The sequence below is a fragment of the Pseudomonas aestiva genome (genome assembly GCF_039908605.1).
GTDB lineage: Bacteria > Pseudomonadota > Gammaproteobacteria > Pseudomonadales > Pseudomonadaceae > Chryseomonas > Chryseomonas aestiva.
In genome coordinates, this window is sequence record NZ_CP150916.1 from 2969947 (window position 1) to 2990272 (window position 20326).

Sequence of the window (20326 nt, forward strand, 5' to 3'; positions counted from 1 at the left end):
GCCGGCCGGCCATACTGGGTACCCATGGCCGGCACCGGTCAGCTCCCCAGGTAGACAGCCATTCCGGTCGTCCCATGCCAGCAGGTTAAGACACGTTAATGCAACACTTCGCCCTCTACCTCCTGCTGTGCGGCCTCACCATCGCCAGCCCCAGCCCGGGCGTACTGCTCACGATCACCAATGCGCTGCAGCTGCAGCTGCGGCTGCGCGGCGCCCTGCCGGGCATCCTCGGGGTGGTGCTGGGCATACTACTGGTCGCCATCCTGGCCAGCACCGCGCTCGGCGCCCTGGTAAGCAGCTCGCCGCGGACCCTGCAGGGATTGCAGCTGGTCGGCGCGCTCTACCTGGGTTGGCTGGGGCTGCGGCGTCTGCGCAGTCCCGCGGCCCAAGGCCGGCAGCCTGCCGCCACTCGGCCTTCGGTCAGCGGTGGCAGACACCTCCTGCAGGGCTTGCTGGTGTCCCTCACCAACCCCAAGCTGATCCTCTTCTTTCTGGCGCTGTTTCCGCCCTTCATCCAGGTGGATCGCCCGGTGTTGCCGCAGCTGGTGCTGCTGGTGGCGACCTTCAGCCTGATGAGCTTCATCATCCATTGCAGCTACGCCGTGGCGGCGACAGTCCTGAGTGCCCGCCTGACCTCGGGTACCCCCCTCGCCCGGCTGCAGCGGGCGGCTGGCGCGCTCTTTCTGGTGTTCGCCGCGCTGTTGCTGGGGGCGGCCCTGGGGTCCCCAGGCGCCTAGTGCGCGACCAGGGTCCGGCTGGCGTCGCTCGACGCTTCCCGCGGCTGAGACTGCTCCTGCCGCAAGGCCGCAAAACGCGCTGGGGACAGCGGTCGCTGCAGGTGGAAGCCCTGCGCCTGGTCGCATTTGAGGTCGGCGATGCGCGCCAGCTGGCCGGCGGTCTCGATGCCCTCGGCCACCACCGTCAACGACAGGGCCCGCCCCATGCTGACGATGGCCTCGACGATGGCGGCATTGCTCTCGCTCACCTCGATGTTGGAGACGAAGCTGCGATCGATCTTCAGGCAGTCGAAGGGATAGGTGCGCAGATAGCTCAGTGAGGAATAGCCGGTGCCGAAGTCGTCCATGGACAGCCGCACGCCCAGGGCCTTGAGCTTCTTCATCAATTCCAGGGCACCGGCGGCATCGTCCAGCAGGACGTTCTCGGTCAGCTCCAACTCGACCCGCGCCGGTTCGATACCGGTGCGCAGGAGGACCTTGCTGATCCGCGCGATCAGGTCATCGCGCTGGAACTCCAGCGGTGACAGGTTGATGGACACGATCAACTCCGGCGCCCACTCCAGCGCCTGACTGCAGGCTTCCTGCAGCACCCAGTCGCTCAGCCCCAGGATCAGCCCGGTTTCCTCCGCCACCCCGATGAATTCGGCGGGCGCCAGCCGACCCCGGACAGGATGATTCCAGCGCACCAGCGCCTCGGCGCCCAGCAAGCGCTGGCCATTGGCGGCGAAGCGCGGCTGGAAATCCAGCTCGAATTCCAGTCGCTGCAACCCCAGGCGCAACTCGGTCTCCAGCTGGCGCCGCTCGAGGATGCGCTGATTCATGGTGGGCTCATAGAACCTCAGGGTGTTACGCCCCGCCGCCTTGGCTTCGTACAGGGCGATGTCGGCATAGCGCAGCAGATCCTCGGCACCATGGCCATCCTGGGGCGCCCGGGCGATGCCGATACTCGCCCCGATGTTGATGTCGTGCTCGTCGATGCGCATGGTCCGGCCGATGCCCTCCAGCATCCGGTTGCACAGCACGCTCACCTGCTCGGCGCTCAGGCAGCCATTCACCGCGATGACGAATTCATCGCCGCCGATGCGCGTGACCAGATCGCCTTCGCGCACGCTGGCGCGCAACTCCCGGGCGACCTGACAGAGCACCTGGTCGCCGGCGCCATGGCCGAGGGCGTCGTTGACCGGCTTGAAGCGGTCCAGGTCGAGGGCCAGCAGATGCAGCGGCTGACTGGCGTTGACGCCCTCGGCGAAGCGCTGCGCCAGGTAGCGGTGCAGTTGATGACGGTTGGCCAGTCCGGTCAGGGCATCGTGCTGGCTGATGTGTTCGATGCGCGCCTTGGCCTCGATCTCCTCGGTCACGTCGCACACGGTGCCGCGAAAGCCGGCCAGCAGGCCACCGCTGATGATGGGTTGCGCCGTCAGCTGGCAGTACCTGAGCTTGGCCTGGGCGTCGCGCATCTCGCAGCGCAGCGGGCGCCGGGTGCGGCCGGCCGCCAGCGGCGTCCTCGCCACCTCTTCCACCTGGCTCGGCGGATAGCCGAGCAGTCCGTGCAGCGGGCGGCCCAGCCAGTCCTCGCGACTGAAGCCGGTCACCGCCACGAAGCGCTCCGAAAGATAGACCAGCCGCTGCTCGGCGTCGCTCTCCCAGATCCAGTCGGACGAGGCCTCGGAAACGGTGCGGAAGCGCTGCTCGCTGTGCCTGAGGGCATCTTCGGCCACATCCGTCTGCCGTGCCGCCAGGCCGATCCGGCGGCGCAGGTACCAGACCAGCAGCAGCGCCAGACCACACATCGCCGCCAGCAACGGCAGGAACTGCGCCAGCAGACCCTGCCCCATGCCATGCACCCGCCAGTGCAAGGTCACGGCGATACCCGGATCGGACTTCACCACCAGGGTCGGCCGCTCCGCCACGGCGGGCAGTTCCCCTGGCTCCGCGGTCAGCCCGGGCAATTCGAAGGTCTGGCCGAGCTGGGCAAGCTTGTCCGGCGTGAGGATGTCGACGAAGACCATGTAGGACAGCCGCTTGAAGTCCTGGTAGGTGGCATCCGGGCGGATGACCGCGGCCAGCACGCTGGCCGGCTTGCCCTCGATCAGGAAATAGCCCTGGGCATAGCCATCCTTGAGCGAGCGCTCCCGGGCCTGAGCCAGCAACGGCGCCTGGTCGTCGCCAAGCCAGGTATCCAGTTGCAGCTTGCTGCGACCGCCGCCAACCACGGCATAGCGCGTGACACCAGAGGGCGCCAGGATGAAGGCGCCATTCACGCCATAGCCGCTGTAGAGGGATGGCCCGACGTTGTCTTCTTCGTAGGCCCAGTTGACGTCGACCTTCTTGCTGGTCCGCGCATAGGCCTCGATCCAGAAGGAGTAATCGGTCAGCACCCGGCCCAGCTTGTCCAGCCGCGTCTCCAGCGCCCGCTGGGCATCCGCCTCGCTGTGATGGCGTTGCTGCTCGTCGATGCGCGCGCACAGGTCGAACAGCATCCACCCGGCCAGGGTGAAGATGAGGGTGACCAGGGCGAAGAAACCCAGGGAGGCCTGACGGGCGACGCGATTGAGTTGGGTAGGCACGATAGCGACCTGTGGCAACGGTTGTACGAGGATGTTGACGGCAGGCGGCCAGGCCGTAATCGTCTGCCTTTATATCGGCACTGCTGTGATGGCCTTGAAGCGCCGGCATAAATATTCCGGAGAAACGCAGCCTAGAGCGCTTGTCTTGCACCATTGGCGTGCAACACGGCACTGGGCGCGCCAGGACGGCGCGGCCTTGGCCAGGCCGCTTGCCCAAAAACGACAGCAGCGCTCCACTCGACCGGGCAATTGTTGACCTACCGGTCAGCTTTACCCACCATCAAGGCATTCGAGACCAGGTGGAGAGCGGCCGTGATCAGGTTTCTGCTGGACCAGGAGCTGCGCAGCGAAGAGCAGCTCGACCCCAACCTCACCGTGCTGCAGTACCTGCGCGAGCGCTGTGGCAAGACTGGCACCAAGGAAGGCTGTGCCTCGGGCGATTGCGGCGCCTGCACGGTGGTGCTGGCCGAGCCCGACGGCGACCGGTTGCGCTATCGCACCGTCAACAGTTGCCTGACCTTTGTGGCGGCGCTGGACGGCCGGCAGCTGATCAGTGTGGAGGACCTCAAGCACCGGGGCCGTCTGCATCAGGTGCAGCAAGCCATGGTCGACTGCCATGGCTCCCAGTGCGGCTACTGCACCCCGGGCTTCGTCATGTCGCTGTTCGCCCTGCAGAAGAACGTGGCCACGCCGGATGACGCCGCGACCCACGAAGCCCTGGCCGGCAATCTCTGTCGCTGCACCGGCTACCGGCCGATCCTGGCCGCGGCCGAACAGGCCTGCGCCGGCCGGCAGCCGGATCAGTTCGATGCCCGCGAGCAGCAGACCCTGGAGCGTCTCCAGGCCCTGGCGCCTACGCCCGCTACGCGCCTGGAAGGAAACGGTCGACGCTGCCACAGCCCCACCAGCCTGAGCGAACTGGCCAGTCTCTACCTTGCCCATCCCGAGGCGCGCCTGCTGGCCGGCGGCACCGACCTGGCCCTGGAGGTCACCCAGCAGCATCGCCGCCTGGAGACCCTGATATACCTGGGCAACCTGCCCGAATTGCGCGGCGTTACCCTGAGCGACGAGGTCATCGAGATCGGCGCCGCCACCCCGCTGGCCGATTGCGCCGCCGCCCTGGCCGCCGACTACCCGGACTTCGGCGCCCTGCTGCAGCGCTTCGCCTCCCTGCAGATCCGTAACCAGGGCACCCTGGGCGGCAATATCGGCAATGCCTCACCCATCGGCGACAGTCCGCCCCTGCTCCTGGCGCTGGGCGCCAGCGTGCTGCTGCGCCAGGGCGAACGGCTGCGCGAACTGGCCCTCGACGACTTCTTCCTCGACTATCGCCAGACCGCCCTGGAGCCGGGCGAATTCATCCAGGCGGTACGGGTGCCACGGTCACGCGATGGCCTGGTGTTCCGCGCCTTCAAGGTGTCCAAGCGACTGGATGACGATATTTCCGCGGTCTGCGCCGCCTTCGCCCTGGAGCTGGAGCAGGGCCGCGTCGCCAGCGTGCGCATCGCCTATGGCGGCATGGCGGCCACGCCCAGGCGGGCAGCGCGCTGCGAACAGGCGCTGCTCGGCCAGGCCTGGAACGCCGCGTCCATCGAGCGCGCCGTCCAGGCCCTGGCCGAGGATTTCACCCCGCTGTCGGATTTCCGCGCCAGTCGCGAATACCGTCTGCTGACGGCGCAGAACCTGCTGCGCAAATGTCACCTGGAAACCACCCAGCCCGCGCTCGCCACGAGGGTCACCGCTCATGTCTAGCACCCTGCCCGCCCGTACCCCCGAGGAAATGGCCGCGGCCTTCGCCGCCGGCCTGGCCACCGGCGTCGGCAAGCCGCTCAAGCACGAGAGCGCCGACAAGCATGTCAGCGGCGAGGCCCTGTACATCGACGACCGCCTGGAGTTTCCCAACCAGCTGCACGTCTATGCGCGGATGAGCGAGCACGCCCATGCGCGGATCAAACACATCGATCTCGCGCCCTGCTACCAGATCCCCGGTGTGGCCCTGGCCATCACCGCCGCCGACGTACCCGGCCAACTCGACATCGGCGCCGTCTTGCCCGGCGATCCGCTGCTGGCCGATGGCGAAGTGCAGTACCTGGGCCAGCCGGTGCTGGCGGTGGCCGCCACCAGCCTCGACGCCGCTCGCCTCGCCGCCCAGGCCGCCCTCGTCGAATACGAGCCGCTGGAGGCCATCCTCGACGTCAAGGAAGCGCTGCGCCGCGAACACTTCATCTCCCCCAGCCACAGCCATCAAATCGGTGACGCGGCCGCCGCCCTGGCCGCCGCGCCCCATCGCCTGCAGGGCGAACTGGCCATTGGCGGCCAGGAGCACTTCTACCTGGAAACCCAGGTGGCCTCGGTGATGCCAACCGAAGACGGCGGTATGCTGGTCTATTCCTCCACCCAGAATCCCACCGAGGTGCAGAAGCAGGTGGCCGAGGTGCTGGGGGTGTCGATGAACAGGGTCACCGTCGACATGAGACGCATGGGCGGCGGCTTCGGCGGCAAGGAAAGCCAGGCCGGCATGCCGGCGGCGCTCTGCGCGGTGTTCGCCCATCTCACCGGGCGCCCGGTGAAGATGCGCCTGCCGCGATTCGAAGACATGCACATGACCGGCAAGCGCCATCCCTTCCACGTCGACTACGACGTAGGCTTCGACGAAGACGGCCGGCTGCTGGGCATCCGCTTCGAACTGGCGGGCAACTGCGGCTATTCGCCCGACCTGTCCAACGCCATCATCGATCGCGCCATGTTCCATGCCGACAATGCCTATTTCCTCGGCAACGCCCAGATCACCGGCCACCGCTGCAAGACCCACCTGGCGTCCAACACCGCCTACCGCGGCTTCGGCGGCCCCCAGGGCATGCTGGCCATCGAGAACGTCATGGACGCCATCGCCCGCCATCGCGGCCTCGACCCGCTGGAGGTGCGGCGGCGCAACTACTATGGCAAGGAGACGCGCAACCTCACCCACTACCACCAGGTGGTGGAAGACAACCTGCTCGACGAGATGACCACGGACCTGGCGGCCAGCAGTGACTACCAGGCGCGGCGCGAAGCCATTCGCGCCTTCAACCAGGGCAGTCCGGTACTGAAGAAGGGCCTGGCGCTGACGCCGGTGAAATTCGGTATTTCCTTCACCTCTTCCTTTCTCAACCAGGGCGGCGCCCTGGTCAACGTCTACACCGATGGCAGCATCCACCTGAACCATGGCGGCACCGAGATGGGCCAGGGGCTCAACACCAAGGTCGCCCAGGTGGTGGCCGAGGTCTTCCAAGTCGACATAGCCCGCATCCAGATCACCGCGACCAACACCGACAAGGTGCCCAACACCTCGCCCACCGCGGCCTCCAGCGGCACCGACCTCAACGGCAAGGCTGCGCAGAACGCCGCCCAGACCATCAGGGACCGCCTGATCGACTTCGCCAGCCGCCACTTCCACGTCGGGCCTGAAGAGGTCGACTTCCGCAACGGCCACGTCAGGGTGCGCGACCGGCTGCTGAGCTTCGAGGAGCTGATCCAGCTGGCCTATGTCGGCCAGGTATCGCTGTCCAGCACCGGCTACTACCGCACACCGAAGATTCACTACGACCGCGACCAGGCCCGCGGGCGGCCCTTCTACTACTACGCCTTCGGCGCCGCCTGCTCCGAGGTGCTGATCGACACCCTCACCGGCGAATACCGCCTGCTGCGCACCGACATCCTCCATGACGTCGGCGCCTCCCTGAATCCGGCCATCGACATCGGCCAGGTCGAAGGCGGCTTCGTCCAGGGTCTGGGTTGGCTGACCATGGAAGAACTGGTGTGGAACGATGCCGGCAAGCTGCTCACCGCCGGCCCCTCCACCTACAAGATCCCGGCGGTGAGCGACGTACCTCCGGACCTGCGGGTGCGGCTGGTGGAGAATCGGCAGAATCCCGAGGCCACGGTGTTCCACTCCAAGGCCGTGGGCGAACCGCCCTTCATGCTCGGCATCTCGGTGTGGTGCGCCCTGCAGGACGCCGTGGCCAGCGTGGCGGATTACCGCTTCCATCCGGCGCTGGACGCGCCGGCCACCCCGGAACGGGTGCTCTGGGGCGTGGAGCGCATGCGCCGCCTGGCCGCCGAGCTGCAGACCGCCCCGGTCCCCACCACGGAGGAGCCCGCATGAACAGCAGACGTGGCTGGCTGGCCCTGCTGGCCGACTTCGAGGCGCGCGGCGAACCCTGCGTGCTGATCACCGTGGCCGACGAGCAGGGCTCCACGCCCCGCGAGGCCGGCACCAAGATGCTGGTGGGCCGGGAAGCGCAGCACCTGACCATCGGCGGCGGCCACCTGGAATACCGCGCGGTGGAGATCGCCCGGGAAATGCTCGCCGCCGGTACGCGCCAGCCGCGCCTGGAGCGTTTTTCCCTGGCCGCCAGCCTCGGCCAGTGCTGCGGGGGCGTCACCACCCTGCTCTTCGAACCCCAGCTGGCACAGGACGTCCCGGTGATCGTCTTTGGCGCCGGCCATGTCGCCCGCGCCCTGGTGCCGCTGCTGGCCGGGCTGCCTTGCGCGGTGCGCTGGGTGGATTCGCGCGCCCAGGAATTTCCCGCCGTCCTGCCCGCCGGCGTGGAAAAGCGCTTGACCGACGAGCCGGTAGACGAGATCGCCCGGATGCCGGCGGGTGCCTACTACATCGTCATGACCCATAATCACCCCCTGGACCTGGAGTTGACCGACGCCATCCTCGCCCGTGGCGACCATGGCTATTTCGGTCTGATCGGCTCCCGGACCAAGTGGGCCAAGTTCCGCCACCGCCTCGCGGCGCGCGGCCACGGCGCCGACCGCCTGGCCACGGTGCGCTGCCCGCTGGGCCTGCCCGAGGTCCAGGGCAAGCTGCCGCTGGAGATCGCCATCGCCGTGGCCGGCGAGGTAATCGCCTACTACGGCCGCCAGGCCGAGCAGGCGGATCTGCCCCTGCGCCTGGTCACTGCCACCCCCAATTAGCTCTAGCCCTATTTGAGATCGTTATGACCGCCATCGCCCATCGCGCCGCCCTGCTCCACAGCCTCGCCGACCCGGCCGAGGTGGGGCTGGACGCCTCCTACGAATACCATGCCGACGGCCTGCTGCTGGTCGCGGACGGCCGCATCCAGGCCATGGGCCCGGCCGCCGAGCTGCTGCCCACCCTGCCCGCCGGCACCCAGGTCATCGAGCACCCCGACGCCCTGATCACCCCCGGCTTCATCGACACCCATATCCACTATCCGCAGACCGGCATGATCGCCAGCTACGCCGAACAGTTGCTGGACTGGCTGGACACCTACACCTTTCCCACCGAGGGCGCCTTCGTCGATCCGGCCAAGGCCGCCGAGGTGGCCGAGGTCTTCGTCGGTGAACTGCTGCGCAACGGCACCACCACCGCCCTGGTGTTCGGCAGCGTCCATCCGCAGTCAGTGGAAGCCTTTTTCCAGGTCGCCGAACGCCTCGACCTGCGCATGATCGCCGGCAAGGTGCTGATGGATCGCAATGCCCCAGACTATCTGCAGGACACGGCCGACTCCGCCTATGCCGACAGCAAGGCGCTGATCCAGCGCTGGCACGGCAAGGGCCGCCTGCACTATGCCGTCACCCCGCGCTTCGCCCCCACCAGCACCCCGGAACAGCTGGCAGCCGCCGGCCGCCTGCTGGCCGAGCACCCGGACGTCTACCTGCACACCCACCTTTCCGAGAATCTCAAGGAGATCGACTGGGTGAAGGCGCTGTTCCCGGAGCGCAGCCACTACCTGGACGTCTATGATCACTTCCAGCTGCTCGGCCCGCGCTCGGTGTTCGCCCACGGCATCCACCTCTGCGACGCCGAGTGCCAGCGCCTGCACGACACCGGATCAGCGGTGGCGCACTGCCCAACCTCCAACCTCTTCCTTGGTAGCGGACTGTTCGATCTCGAACGGATGGAAGCCTTCAAGGTCAACGTCGGCCTGGGTACCGACGTTGGCGCCGGCACCAGTTTCTCGCTGCTGCAGACCCTCGGCGAAGCCTACAAGGTGCAGCAATTGCGCGGCCATCGCCTGCATCCCTTCAAGTCGCTGTACCTGGCCACCCTGGGCGGCGCCCGCGCCCTGCGCCTGGACGAGCGCATCGGCAGCCTGGCCCCCGGCCACGACGCCGACTTCGTGGTGCTCGACCTCAAGGCCACCCCGCTGCTCGACTACCGCCTGCAACAGTCCAGGAGCCTGGAAGAAACCCTCTTCGTCCTCACCACCCTGGGCGACGACCGGGTGATACGGGAAACCCATGCCGCCGGTCGCCGGGTACACAGTCGCGACGCCTGATACCGTCACCCCGTAGCGTGGAAAACCGCGCAGCGTTTTCCACGGGTGGAGCAAAACGGCACTGTTGGGCTTCGGCGATGGAGCCCCCACAACCCAACCTACCCATTACCGTAGGTTGGGCTGAGCGCAGCGAAGCCCAACAAAACCCACCCCCATCCCATACGCACAAAAAACCGCCCCGAGGGGCGGTTTTCATGTTCAGCCTAGACCGACTCAACTGGTGCGATAGCGCTCCAGCCAGTGGGCGTAGGGCGCCGGCAGCACCCAGGACGGCTGGTCGACGCCCAGAGCCTTGGCCGCATAGTAGGGCCAGTGCGGATCGGCCAGGTGAGCGCGACCTACCATCACCAGATCCAGTTGCCCATCGGCCACCACCTGGTTGGCCAGCGCCGGGGTGTCGATGTTCCAGGCCGAGGCCACCTTGAGGCCGGTCGCCTTGCGTACCTGTTCGGTGACGGGTGCCAGCAGACCCGGTCCCCAGGGGATGTTGGCGGTCGGGGTGGAGAAGCCGATGCTGACACTCAGCAGGTCGAGGCCTTCGCGCTTGAAGCCCTGGGCCAGCTCGATGGATTCGGCCAGGGTCTCTTCGTCGCGACCGTCGTATTCGATCACGCCGAAACGCGCGGTCAGCGGCAGGTGCTCCGGCCAGACCTGGCGCACCGCGGCCAGGGTTTCCAGCAGGAAGCGGCTGCGGCCGGCGAGGTCGCCACCGTACTGGTCGTCGCGCTGGTTGGAATGCACCGAGAAGAAGCTCTGGGCCAGGTAGCCGTGGGCGAAGTGCAGCTCCAGCCACTCGAAGCCGGCCTCATAGGCACGCTTGGCGGCATCGACGAAGTCCTGGCGAACCCGGGCGATGTCGTCCAGGGTCATGGCTTTGGGCACCTTGGGCAGATTGGCGCCAAAGGCCACCGCGGACGGGGCGATGGTGTCCCAGCCACGGGCGTCGTCGGCGGCGATGTGGTCATCGCATTCCCAGGGGCGGTTGGCGCTGGCCTTGCGACCGGCGTGGGCGATCTGGATACCCGGTACCGAACCGGCGGCCTTGATCGCCTGGACCACCGGCACGAAGGCATGGGCGTGCGCGTCCGACCAGATGCCGGTGCAACCGGGGGTGATCCGGCCTTCCGGCGAGACCGCCGTGGCCTCGACGACCACCAGGCCCGCACCACCGCGGGCCAGGCCGGCATAGTGTACCTGGTGCCAGTCATTGATCACGCCATCGACGGCGCTGTACTGGCACATGGGCGGGATGGCGATGCGGTTGCGCAGCGTCACGTCCTTCAGGGTAAAGGGTTGGAACAATGCGGACATCTGAGCGGTCTCCAATGAGGCGGATGTTGTTTCGTTATTTCGATATTAATCGAACATAACATAATCGCCAACCCCCGGTGTATGATTAGCGCATGCGCCCTTTCAAACATCCCAGTCCCGACGAATTCTCCCTTGAGCGCCTGTTCCATGCGCTCAGCGACCCCGTGCGTCTGGACATCGTCCGCTACCTGGCGCGGGTCGCCGAGGCCACTTGTGGCGAACTGGATGGGGGCCGTCCGAAATCCAGCATGTCGCACCACTTCCGCGTCCTGCGCGACGCCGGTCTGGTACATACCCGCAACGCCGGTACCACGCACATGAACCAGTTGCGGCGCGACGACCTGGATCAGCGTTTCCCCGGGCTGATGGCAGCCATCCTGGCGCAGTCTTCCGATCCCGTGATCAAGCCGGACTAGCTCGCTCGTAGGGCAGCCTTAGCTGCAAAACCTCGGACTTGCCCATCGCTCTTGCCATTCCGTGCTGGTCGTCGGCTGCCGCTTCGCCTGGTCCGGGCGCCGGGAACTCCGACCTTGGTTTTCCGCTCTTCCCGGTATGAAGGTTGCAAAAGATAAAGGCAGCACCGACGCTGGACGCTGCCGGGAGGTAGACGATGGGCAAGCACTGGGGATTGGCGACCGCACTCGCAGGTGTCGCCACGCTGCTCGCCCTCGTACCCAGCCCTGAGCCCATCGCCGAGGCGCGGGGCATCCAGAGGGTCATCGCCTTTGGCGACAGCCTGATGGACTGCGGCACCTTCGGCCACATCTACGCAACCAACCCGGGGCGCACCTACCCCCAGGAAATTGCCGACGCCTACGGTATCGAACTGGGCCCCAATCGTCAGGTGGAAGGCTATGGTCACGAGGGTCCGAGCGATCCCGACGGCCTCTGTTACGCCGAGGGCGGCGCCGTGACCGGCAGCTTCACCGAGCCAGGCTTCGACCACAACGAGGCGCCGCTGGCGTTTTCCCAGCAGATCCGCAATTTCGAGATGCAGCATGGCCGCTTCCGCCAGCAGGACCTGGTGCTGGTGCAGATCGGCGGCAATGACATCATCGGCCCCTTCTACGACAAGACGCTCAAGGCCGCGCTGATGGCCGATGCCCCGCTGACTCCGGAGGTACGCGCGCAGGTCGAGGCCCGGATCCGCCATACGGCCCTGAACGAGGTCAAGCTGCTGCGCTACCTGCTGAGCCTGGGTGCCCAGCGGCTGGTCGTGCTCAACAACACCGACTACGGCAAGGCGCCCTATCTCGAGCCCTGGACCGAGCAGGTGGCGCAGCGCAATCATGATCTGGTGAAGCTCTACAACGACACCCTGCAGGCCAACCTGCCGGCCGGAGACCGCCTGCTGCTGGTGGATGCCTACCGGGTGATGGAAGAGGTCTTCGCCCACTACGGCAACTATGGATTCACCCATGCCGAAGGCGATGCCTGCCTGCCCGGTCGCGAATTCTGCGATCCGGACAGCTACGTCGAACCGGGCGCTGACCAGGCCTATATCTTCGGCGCCCGGGGCCATTTCGCCGGCCGTACCCACAGCATGCTGGCCCAGGTGGTGCTGGAACGCATCGCCCAGACCTGGCCAGACAGTGCCGTGCCGGACCGACCGCTGCTGGCCAGCGCCCGGTTGGGCAGCGAGCCGACCTTCCACTAGCCTGAGCGGATCCACGCCCCAGGCTGGTGCCGGCTCACCCCTGCGCGCACCGCCGCAGAGCAGTCTTTCCTAACTGCCGCGATAGGTCGAATAGCTGTAGGGCGAAACCAGTAGCGGCACATGGTAGTGCGCCGCCTCATCGGCGATGCCGAAGCGCAGGACCACGGTGTCGAGAAATGCCGGTTCCTCCAGCGTCGTCCCCCGTCGCCGATAGTAGTCACCCACCGCGAATTCCAGCTCGTAAGTACCCGCCGTGAAGGCTTCGCCCTGCAACAGCGGTACATCGCCGCGGCCATCGGCATTGGTCCGCACTTCACCCAGAGCCTGCCGCGACACCCCATCCAGGCGGTACAGACGGACGGCGATGTCCGCGCCGGGGCAGCCGCCGGTGGTGTCCAGCACATGGGTAGTCAGGTAACTACCAAGGGATGAAACGGACATGGGAGAACTCCTGCAAGGGGGATGATCCAGCCTAGCAGTTTTCTACCCGCCGATTGTATACAGTCCTTGGCCCCGCCCTGGCCAAGGAATCATCGCTCTCCAGCGCACGAAAGTCTTCAGGCCGGTCAGACCAGTTGGGCAGGATTCTTGCTGGGACTCGGCAAAGGCCGCCAAACATTGTATACAAAACATCTCGACTGCCAGGATGCCCTTCCCATGACCTATCCCCGCGATCTCATCGGCTACGGTGCCCAGCCGCCCCACCCGCGCTGGCCGGGTGACGCCCGCATCGCCCTGTCCTTCGTGCTCAACTACGAAGAGGGTGGCGAACGCAACATCCTGCACGGCGACAAGGAATCCGAGGCCTTTCTTTCCGAGATGGTCGCCGCCCAGCCGCTGCAGGGCGTACGCAACATGTCCATGGAGTCGCTCTACGAATACGGCAGTCGCGCCGGCGTCTGGCGCATCCTGGAATTGTTCGCCAAGCACCAGGTACCCCTGACCATCTTTGCCGTGGCCATGGCCGCCGAGCGCCACCCCGAGGTCATCCGCGCCATGGTCCAGGCCGGCCACGAAATCTGCAGCCACGGCTATCGCTGGATCGACTACCAGTACCTGGACGAAGCCGAAGAGCGCGCCCATCTGCAGCGCGCCATCGAGATCCTTACCCGGTTGACCGGCGAGCGTCCGCTGGGCTGGTACACCGGCCGGACCGGTCCCAACACCCGGCGCCTGGTCATGGAGGAAGGCGGCTTTCTCTACGACAGCGACACCTACGACGACGACCTGCCCTATTGGGAGCCCGATACGCCCACCGGCAAGCCGCACCTGGTGATCCCCTACACCCTGGATACCAACGACATGAGATTCACCCAGGTCCAGGGCTTCCATACCGCCGAGCAATTCTTCCAGTACCTCAAGGACGCCTTCGACACCCTCTACGCGGAAGGTGCCAGCGCGCCCAAGATGCTCTCCATCGGCCTGCACTGCCGGCTGATCGGTCGCCCCGGCCGCCTGGTGGGTCTCAAGCGCTTCCTCGAATACGCCCAGAGCCATGAGCGCGTCTGGTTCGCCCGCCGGGTGGACATCGCCCGTCACTGGCACAGGGAGCATCCGCCGGCATGAGCGCCTTCCACACCGTCACGCCCAGCCAGTTGGATCGCGCCGCCTTCGTCGCGGCCTTCGGCGGCATCTACGAGCACTCCGCCTGGGTCGCCGAGCGCGCCTTCGACGAGGGCCAGCCGCTGCCGGACAGCGTCGACGCCCTGCATCAGCGCCTCGCCGCCCAGGTCGCCCGGGCCAGTCACGCCGAGCAACTGGCGCTGATCCAGGCACATCCGGATCTTGCCGGTCGCGCGGCCCTGGCCGGCGAGCTGACCGCCGCCAGCAGTGGCGAACAGGCCGGTGCCGGCCTCGATCAATGCACCCCGGACGAGCTCGAGCGCTTCACCCGCCACAACGACGCCTACCGCGCCAAATTCGGCTTCCCCTTCATCATGGCGGTGAAGGGCAGCAACCGGCATCTGATCCTGGCGGCCTTCGAAGAGCGCCTGCCCAACAGCCCGGAGCAGGAATTCCAGCGCGCCCTGGCCGAGATCGATCGCATCGCCCTCTTCCGCCTGCAGACCCTCTGACCCTTCCCCGACAAGAGCACTCCATGAAACGCACCTATGCCGCGCCCTTCGAGAAGTACCTCAACCTCGCCGACGCCCGTCTCGGCACCCGCGTCATCAGCGTCACCGACGACTGGTTCGCCGCCGCCGACCGCATGCTCCAGCCCCACGAGCCCGAGTGGAAGGAAGGCGTCTACGACGACAACGGCAAATGGATGGACGGCTGGGAATCGCGACGCAAGCGTTTCGAAGGCTACGACCACGCGGTGATCCGCCTGGGCGTGCCCGGCTCGATCAAGGGCGTCGACATCGACACCCGCTGGTTCACCGGCAACTATCCGCCCTCAGCCTCCCTGGAAGCCTGCTTCTGCGCCGAGGGCGATCCGGCCGAAGACGCTGCCTGGACCGAGGTGCTGCCGGCCATCGAGATGCAGGGCAATAGCCACCACTACCATGCCATCGCCGATGACCGCCCCTGGACCCACCTGCGGCTGAACATCTTTCCGGACGGCGGTGTGGCACGCCTGCGCGTCTATGGCATTCCCCATCGCGACTGGTCGGCCCAGGCCGAAGACGAGGTACTGGACCTGGCTGCCGCGCTCAATGGCGGGCGCGCCCTGGCCTGCAATGACGAGCACTACGGCCGCATGAGCAACATCCTCAACCCCGGTCGCGCCGACAGCATGGCCGATGGCTGGGAAACCGCGCGCCGTCGCACCCCCGGCAATGACTGGGTGATCATCGCCCTGGGCCATGCCGGCACCGTCGAGGAGATCCTGGTGGACACCCTGCACTTCAAGGGCAACTACCCGGACAGCTGCCAGATCCAGGGCGCCTTCGTCCGCGGCGGTACCGATGGACAGATCGAGACCCAGAGTCTGTTCTGGAAGGAGCTGCTGCCGCCGCAAAAGCTGCAGATGCACCAGGAGCACAGCTTCCGGGAGCAGGTCCGCGACCTTGGCCCCATCACTCACGTGCGCCTGAACATCTTTCCGGACGGCGGTGTCAGCCGGCTGCGACTGTTCGGCAAGGTGGCACGGGGCCAGGCATGAGTCGGCCACTGCGCATCGAGCCGCTGACTGCCGAGGGCTTCGCGCCCTTCGGCGAGGTCATCGAGACGGCGGGCCGGGACTGGTATCCGATCAACAACGGCTCGACCCGGAGATACCACGCCTTGGCCCGGGTCGCGACGGGACCGGCGGACGGCGCGGCGATCATCAGCATCTTTCGCGCCCGGCGCCTGGACTATCCGCTGACCATCGCCATGCTCGAACGCCATCCCCACGGCAGCCAGGCCTTCGTGCCGCTGCGCGGCGAGCCCTTTCTGGTGGTGGTGGCGCCACCCGCAACGGAGCCGGATGCCCGCGCCATCCGCGTCTTTCGCGCCGATGGCCAGCAGGGCATCAACTACCACGCCGGGGTCTGGCACCATCCGGTGCTGGCCCTGCGCGACGAAGATGAATTCCTCATCGTTGATCGCGCCGGCAGCCTGCCCAACTGCGACGAGTTCTTTTTCGCCGCGCAGGAATGCCCGATCCTGGCGCTCTAGGGCGCCACCGGCGCGCGCCTGAGTTGCTTGCGCAGCAGGCGCGCACTGTCCAGGCAGACCCAGGCCACCGCCAACCAGATGGGACCATAGGTCCAGATCGCGCCCTCCGGCAGTTGCTCACCGAGCACATAGAGGGCGACGAACACCAGCAGCGCCGGCTCCACATAGCTGAGGATGCCGAACAGACTCAGCGGCAGCATGCGGCTGGACGCCAGCATGGCGGCGAAGGCGATGGCACTGAGCAGGCCCAGGCCCGGCAGGAGCGCCCACAGCCAGGGCGTCTGCTGCAGGATGGCGCCGGGCGAGGACCAGTGCAGGGCGAGCAGCGCGAAGGGTAGCAGGCAGCACATCTCCAGCACGAAGCCCGACAGCGCATCCACCGCCATCCAGCGGCGCAGGACGAAATACGGCGGATAACCCACCACCGGCAGCAGGCTGACCCAGGACAGCGCCCCGGTCACCCAGACCTCGTTGACCACCCCCAGCAGCGCGCACACCACCGCTACCTGCTGCAGCGGCCGCAGGCGCTCGCCATAGACCAGGCGTCCGGTCAGCACGATGGCCAGGGGCAGCAGGAAGTAGCCCAGCGACATGGCCATGGCCTCGCCATTCATGGTCGCCCAGACGAACACCCACCACTGGATGCCCATCAGCAGCGCCGCCGCCGGGATGGCCAGGCACAGGCGGGGCTCGCGCACCAGCCGTTTGAGTGTGGCCCACAGGGCCCTGCCCTCCCGCAGCAGCACCACCAGCAGCAGCACCATCGGCAACGACCAGACCACCCGCAGGGCCACGACCTGCAGGCCATCCAGCGGCGCCAGCCAGGCGAAGTACACCGGCATCAGCGCGAACAGCACCGACGACAGCACCGAAAGGCCCAGGCCCTTGCCGGACAGCACATTCATGACGGGCGCCCCAGACGATTGATGAACAGTGACAGCAGGATGATCCCGCCGCCCAGCAACAGCCTAGGCAGATCGGCCGGGTGCTGCCAGATCAGCAGGCTGACCAGCAGACCGGCCGGCACATGGGCCTCGTTCATGATCGCCAGGGTGCCGCCGTTGACCCGCAACGAACCCAGCGTCCACCAGTACAGGCCGAGCGCCGTGGCAAACACGCCCATCCACACCAGCACGCCCCATTGCAGGCCCGTGCTGGGCAGCCGCGCCGGATTGCCGAACAGCAGAAAGGACAGCGCCGCCACCAGCAGGGCACCGAGAAAGAACAGGCCGAAGTAGCGATGCAGGGCGCCCTGTCCGGCATAGGCATGGCCCAGGTGCTTGCACAGCACCTGGCCGGCGGCAAAGGTCAGGTTGGCCACCTGCAGCAGCAGAAAACCCAGCAGGTAGTCACCGGTCAGTGGCTGGAAACGGATCAGCGCCGCGCCGCCCACCGCCACCACCGCCGCCAGCAGCGACCAGAGGCGCAAGCGCCGCTGCCAGGCATCGTCCAGCAGGGTCACGTAGATCGGCGTGAGCACGGTGAACAGCAGCACCCCGGGCACCGTCAACACCGCGAAGCTGCGGTACAGGCACAGATAGGTGATGCCGAACTGCAGCGCGCCCGCCGCCATCAGCCCCAGGGCGAAGCGTCCCGGCACCCCGCGCCAGCGGGTGAACGGCAGGAACAGCACGAAGGCGATGGCCACGCGGACCAGCACGGCGAAGTCGCTGTCGACCCGACCGGCGAGGTACTCGCCGATCAGGCTGAAGGAAAACGCCCAGATGAGGGTGACGAGCAGGAGATAAGGCATGGCGGCGACGCACGAAAAAGGTGCGCGACCTTAACGTGCCCGTCGCCGGAGGGAAACCCCCGGCTAGTCGCCGGCTAGCGGGTGGCGTTGAGGCCCGAGGGCTCGCCGCCGCTGAGCGCCGCTACCGACTGATTGGCCTGCAGCACATTGTCGCTGCCCGAGACCAGGGTCCTGGGTTCGGCCACGCCTGCGGCGCGCGACCAGTAGACCTGCTGATTGGAACCGCCCACGGCGATGTCGGCCTGGCTGAGCAGGGTCAGGCGCGCCTTGGCGCCGTAGCCATAGGCATCGACCTTGGCCAGGCCGTCGCTGCCGCGCACGTTGGCCTGCACCTGCTGGTAGCCACCGCCGATGCTCAGGCTGGCCACCGCGCCCTTGACCGTGGTGACGCTGCCCAGGCCATGGATGGTCAGCGCCTGGGCGCCGTCGAGCACCAGCCGATGATGACTGCCGTAGACCGCCACCGTGCCGCACTGACCTTTCAACGTCAGGGTATTGCCTTCGCCGGACAGGGACACGTCCCGGCCTTCGCAGTCGAGGGTGCGACTGATGTTCATGCCGTCGATATCGATCGGCTCGGCCGCCACCGCGCGGGATTCCTCGGCCTGGACCAGCAGCGGCGCGATGACCAGACAGCAACCCAGCAATGCCTTGAATGACGACATGGAGACTCCTTGTCTTGCCTAGAGTGGGAAACTCATCGGCTGGCTTGGAGGGTGGCGCCGACGAGACATTTGCTCCTGCGGGCGGAATTTTTTCGTGCCGTGATGGACGCCGCGTTTTGCCATTGCCACCCTAGGCACTAACATGCGCCCTTTCGTGGCTCCAGAGCGCTCGATGAAGACTCCTCGCGTTTCCCTCGATCAGTGGCGAACCCTGCAGGCGGTGGTGGACCACGGTGGCTACGCCCAGGCCGCCGAGGTGCTGCATCGCTCCCAGTCGTCGGTCAGCTATACCGTCGCCCGCATGCAGGAGCAGCTCGGCGTGCCGCTATTGCGTCTGGAAGGTCGCCGCGCCGTGCTGACCGATGCCGGCGCCGTGCTCCTGCGCCGTTCACGGCGCCTGGTGCAGCAGGCCAGCCAGCTGGAGGAACTGGCCTACCACATGGAACAGGGCTGGGAATCCGAGGTGCGCCTGGTGGTGGACGCCGCCTACCCGACCCGTCCGCTGCTGCTCTGCCTGCGCGAATTCATGCCCCAGAGTCGTGGTTGCCGCATACGCCTGCGCGAAGAGGTCCTGTCCGGGGTGGAGGAGGCCCTGCTCGACGGCTCGGCGGACCTGGCGATCACCGGCCTGGTGATCGCCGCCCATCTGGGCGCCTCCCTGGGCAACGTGGAATTCGTCGCCGTCGCCCATCCCGAGCATCCGCTGCACCTGCTGCAGCGCACCCTGGTGACCGCCGATCTGGAAGAGCAGCTGCAGATCGTCATCCGCGACAGCGGCCGCGCCCAGCCCCGGGATGCCGGCTGGCTGGCTGCCGAACAACGCTGGACGGTGGGCAGCATCAGCACCGCCGCCACCTTCCTGCGCGACGGCCTGGGCTTCGCCTGGCTGCCGCGGGACGCCATCCAGACCGATCTCGACGCCGGCCTGCTCAAGCCGCTGCCGCTGGAACAGGGCGCCCAGCGCTTCCATCCCTTCCAGCTCTACAAGACCCGCCAGCACGAGCTGGGCCCGGCGTCACAGATCCTCATGAACCTGCTGCGCAAGCATGCCCTGCCACGCTGACCGTGGCGGGGTGCCAGCCGGGTTGCTATCGTTCGCCAGTCGTCTCTGCCACTCAAGGATTCATCATGTTCAAAGCCCTGCTTGCCGCCTGCGCCCTGTTCGTCGCCTCCACCACCTGGGCCGCGGACAATCCGCACGTGCTCATCAGCACCAACAAGGGTGACATCGAGGTCGAGCTGGATGCGGCCAAGGCACCGGTCAGCACCGAGAACTTCCTGGGCTACGTCGACAGCGGCTTCTACAAGGGCACCCTGTTCCATCGCGTCATCCCCGGCTTCATGATCCAGGGCGGTGGCTACACCCGCGACATGCAGGAAAAGCGCACCAAGGCGCCGATCAAGAACGAAGCCGACAACGGCCTGAAGAATCTGCGTGGCACCCTGGCCATGGCGCGGACCTCGGACGTCAACTCCGCCACCAGTCAGTTCTTCATCAACGTCGAGAACAATGCCTTCCTGGACCACGGTTCGCGCGACTTCGGCTACGCGGTATTCGGCAAGGTCGTGCGTGGCATGGAAGTCGTCGACCAGATCGCTGGGGTCCAGACCACCCGCCAGGGCATGCTGCGCGACATTCCCCGTGAACCGGTGATGATTCTCGCTGCCAAACGGCTGTAGCCGACCCGTCCTGCCGGACGATCCGCTGGCGGTCGTCCGGTTAACCAGGCGAGGCCCCAG

The 20326-nt window shown here is 66.9% G+C and carries 19 protein-coding genes; 13 read left to right on the forward strand and 6 right to left on the reverse strand.

The window, feature by feature from the left end:
* Positions 1-98: 98 nt before the first annotated feature.
* Positions 99-737: a LysE family translocator gene (locus tag AABM56_RS13865; protein ID WP_347883399.1), complete on the forward strand. Its 639-nt coding sequence runs from the start codon at positions 99-101 to the stop codon at positions 735-737.
* On the opposite strand, the gene AABM56_RS13870 is transcribed toward AABM56_RS13865, so the two are convergent.
* Entirely contained in the window at positions 734-3304 is a 2571-nt protein-coding gene (locus AABM56_RS13870) for an EAL domain-containing protein (RefSeq protein ID WP_347883400.1), read from the reverse strand. The two genes, AABM56_RS13865 and AABM56_RS13870, sit on opposite strands and share 4 nt — an antisense overlap.
* 312 nt (positions 3305-3616) lie before the next feature.
* On the opposite strand from AABM56_RS13870, the gene xdhA reads away from it, so the two are divergent.
* The 4 genes from xdhA to guaD are packed head-to-tail and all read left to right on the forward strand — an operon-like array spanning position 3617 to position 9597.
* Positions 3617-5056, forward strand: a complete 1440-nt coding sequence (xdhA, locus tag AABM56_RS13875) for a xanthine dehydrogenase small subunit (RefSeq protein WP_133861019.1) — start codon at positions 3617-3619, stop codon at positions 5054-5056.
* Entirely contained in the window at positions 5049-7448 is a 2400-nt protein-coding gene (gene xdhB, locus AABM56_RS13880; protein WP_347883401.1) for a xanthine dehydrogenase molybdopterin binding subunit, read from the forward strand. The genes xdhA and xdhB overlap by 8 nt, the downstream gene beginning before the upstream one ends.
* Positions 7445-8269, forward strand: coding sequence for a xanthine dehydrogenase accessory protein XdhC (xdhC, locus tag AABM56_RS13885; protein WP_133861021.1), 825 nt, complete (start codon positions 7445-7447; stop codon positions 8267-8269). The genes xdhB and xdhC overlap by 4 nt, the downstream gene beginning before the upstream one ends.
* A gap of 17 nt (positions 8270-8286) precedes the next feature.
* On the forward strand, positions 8287-9597 hold the full coding sequence (gene guaD, locus AABM56_RS13890) for a guanine deaminase (RefSeq protein ID WP_347884128.1): 1311 nt from the start codon (positions 8287-8289) through the stop codon (positions 9595-9597).
* A 213-nt stretch (positions 9598-9810) separates the two neighbouring features.
* On the opposite strand, the gene AABM56_RS13895 is transcribed toward guaD, so the two are convergent.
* Entirely contained in the window at positions 9811-10908 is a 1098-nt protein-coding gene (locus AABM56_RS13895) for an NADH:flavin oxidoreductase/NADH oxidase (protein ID WP_347883402.1), read from the reverse strand.
* A 92-nt stretch (positions 10909-11000) separates the two neighbouring features.
* Here AABM56_RS13895 and AABM56_RS13900 point away from each other — a divergent pair, with 92 nt between their 5' ends.
* Positions 11001-11324 (forward strand): helix-turn-helix transcriptional regulator, encoded by a 324-nt coding sequence (locus tag AABM56_RS13900; protein ID WP_133861023.1) that lies wholly within the window; start codon positions 11001-11003, stop codon positions 11322-11324.
* Between the two features lie 194 nt (positions 11325-11518).
* Positions 11519-12565 carry an SGNH/GDSL hydrolase family protein gene (locus AABM56_RS13905; protein WP_133861024.1) on the forward strand — a complete coding sequence of 349 codons (1047 nt, stop codon included), beginning with the start codon at positions 11519-11521 and terminating at the stop codon, positions 12563-12565.
* Positions 12566-12634: 69 nt separating this feature from the next.
* Here the strand turns inward: AABM56_RS13905 and uraH are convergent, their stop codons facing one another.
* Positions 12635-13006 (reverse strand): hydroxyisourate hydrolase, encoded by a 372-nt coding sequence (uraH, locus tag AABM56_RS13910; protein ID WP_347883403.1) that lies wholly within the window; start codon positions 13004-13006, stop codon positions 12635-12637.
* 216 nt (positions 13007-13222) lie between these two features.
* Here uraH and puuE point away from each other — a divergent pair, with 216 nt between their 5' ends.
* The 4 genes from puuE to AABM56_RS13930 are packed head-to-tail and all read left to right on the forward strand — an operon-like array spanning position 13223 to position 16168.
* Positions 13223-14131, forward strand: a complete 909-nt coding sequence (gene puuE / locus AABM56_RS13915) for an allantoinase PuuE (protein ID WP_187979621.1) — start codon at positions 13223-13225, stop codon at positions 14129-14131.
* A complete protein-coding gene (gene uraD / locus AABM56_RS13920; RefSeq protein WP_133861027.1) occupies positions 14128-14640 on the forward strand; it encodes a 2-oxo-4-hydroxy-4-carboxy-5-ureidoimidazoline decarboxylase in 513 nt (170 codons plus the stop codon). The genes puuE and uraD overlap by 4 nt, the downstream gene beginning before the upstream one ends.
* Positions 14641-14663: 23 nt before the next feature.
* The gene (gene alc, locus AABM56_RS13925) at positions 14664-15671 is read left to right on the forward strand and encodes an allantoicase (protein WP_133861028.1); all 1008 of its coding nucleotides are present in this window, start codon (positions 14664-14666) and stop codon (positions 15669-15671) included.
* Positions 15668-16168, forward strand: coding sequence for an ureidoglycolate lyase (locus AABM56_RS13930; RefSeq protein ID WP_133861029.1), 501 nt, complete (start codon positions 15668-15670; stop codon positions 16166-16168). The genes alc and AABM56_RS13930 overlap by 4 nt, the downstream gene beginning before the upstream one ends.
* Here AABM56_RS13930 and rarD read toward each other — a convergent pair.
* From rarD to AABM56_RS13945, 3 genes are all read right to left on the reverse strand, one after another.
* Entirely contained in the window at positions 16165-17073 is a 909-nt protein-coding gene (gene rarD, locus AABM56_RS13935) for an EamA family transporter RarD (RefSeq protein WP_133861030.1), read from the reverse strand. The two genes, AABM56_RS13930 and rarD, sit on opposite strands and share 4 nt — an antisense overlap.
* Positions 17070-17921 carry an EamA family transporter gene (locus tag AABM56_RS13940; RefSeq protein ID WP_347883404.1) on the reverse strand — a complete coding sequence of 284 codons (852 nt, stop codon included), beginning with the start codon at positions 17919-17921 and terminating at the stop codon, positions 17070-17072. Before AABM56_RS13940 ends, rarD begins: the two co-directional genes overlap by 4 nt.
* 74 nt (positions 17922-17995) lie before the next feature.
* On the reverse strand, positions 17996-18586 hold the full coding sequence (locus tag AABM56_RS13945) for a DUF3060 domain-containing protein (protein WP_133861032.1): 591 nt from the start codon (positions 18584-18586) through the stop codon (positions 17996-17998).
* Positions 18587-18758: 172 nt separating this feature from the next.
* On the opposite strand from AABM56_RS13945, the gene AABM56_RS13950 reads away from it, so the two are divergent.
* Positions 18759-19649 carry a LysR family transcriptional regulator gene (locus tag AABM56_RS13950; protein WP_133861033.1) on the forward strand — a complete coding sequence of 297 codons (891 nt, stop codon included), beginning with the start codon at positions 18759-18761 and terminating at the stop codon, positions 19647-19649.
* 65 nt (positions 19650-19714) lie between these two features.
* Positions 19715-20266 (forward strand): peptidylprolyl isomerase, encoded by a 552-nt coding sequence (locus AABM56_RS13955; protein WP_133861034.1) that lies wholly within the window; start codon positions 19715-19717, stop codon positions 20264-20266.
* Positions 20267-20326 lie beyond the last annotated feature (60 nt).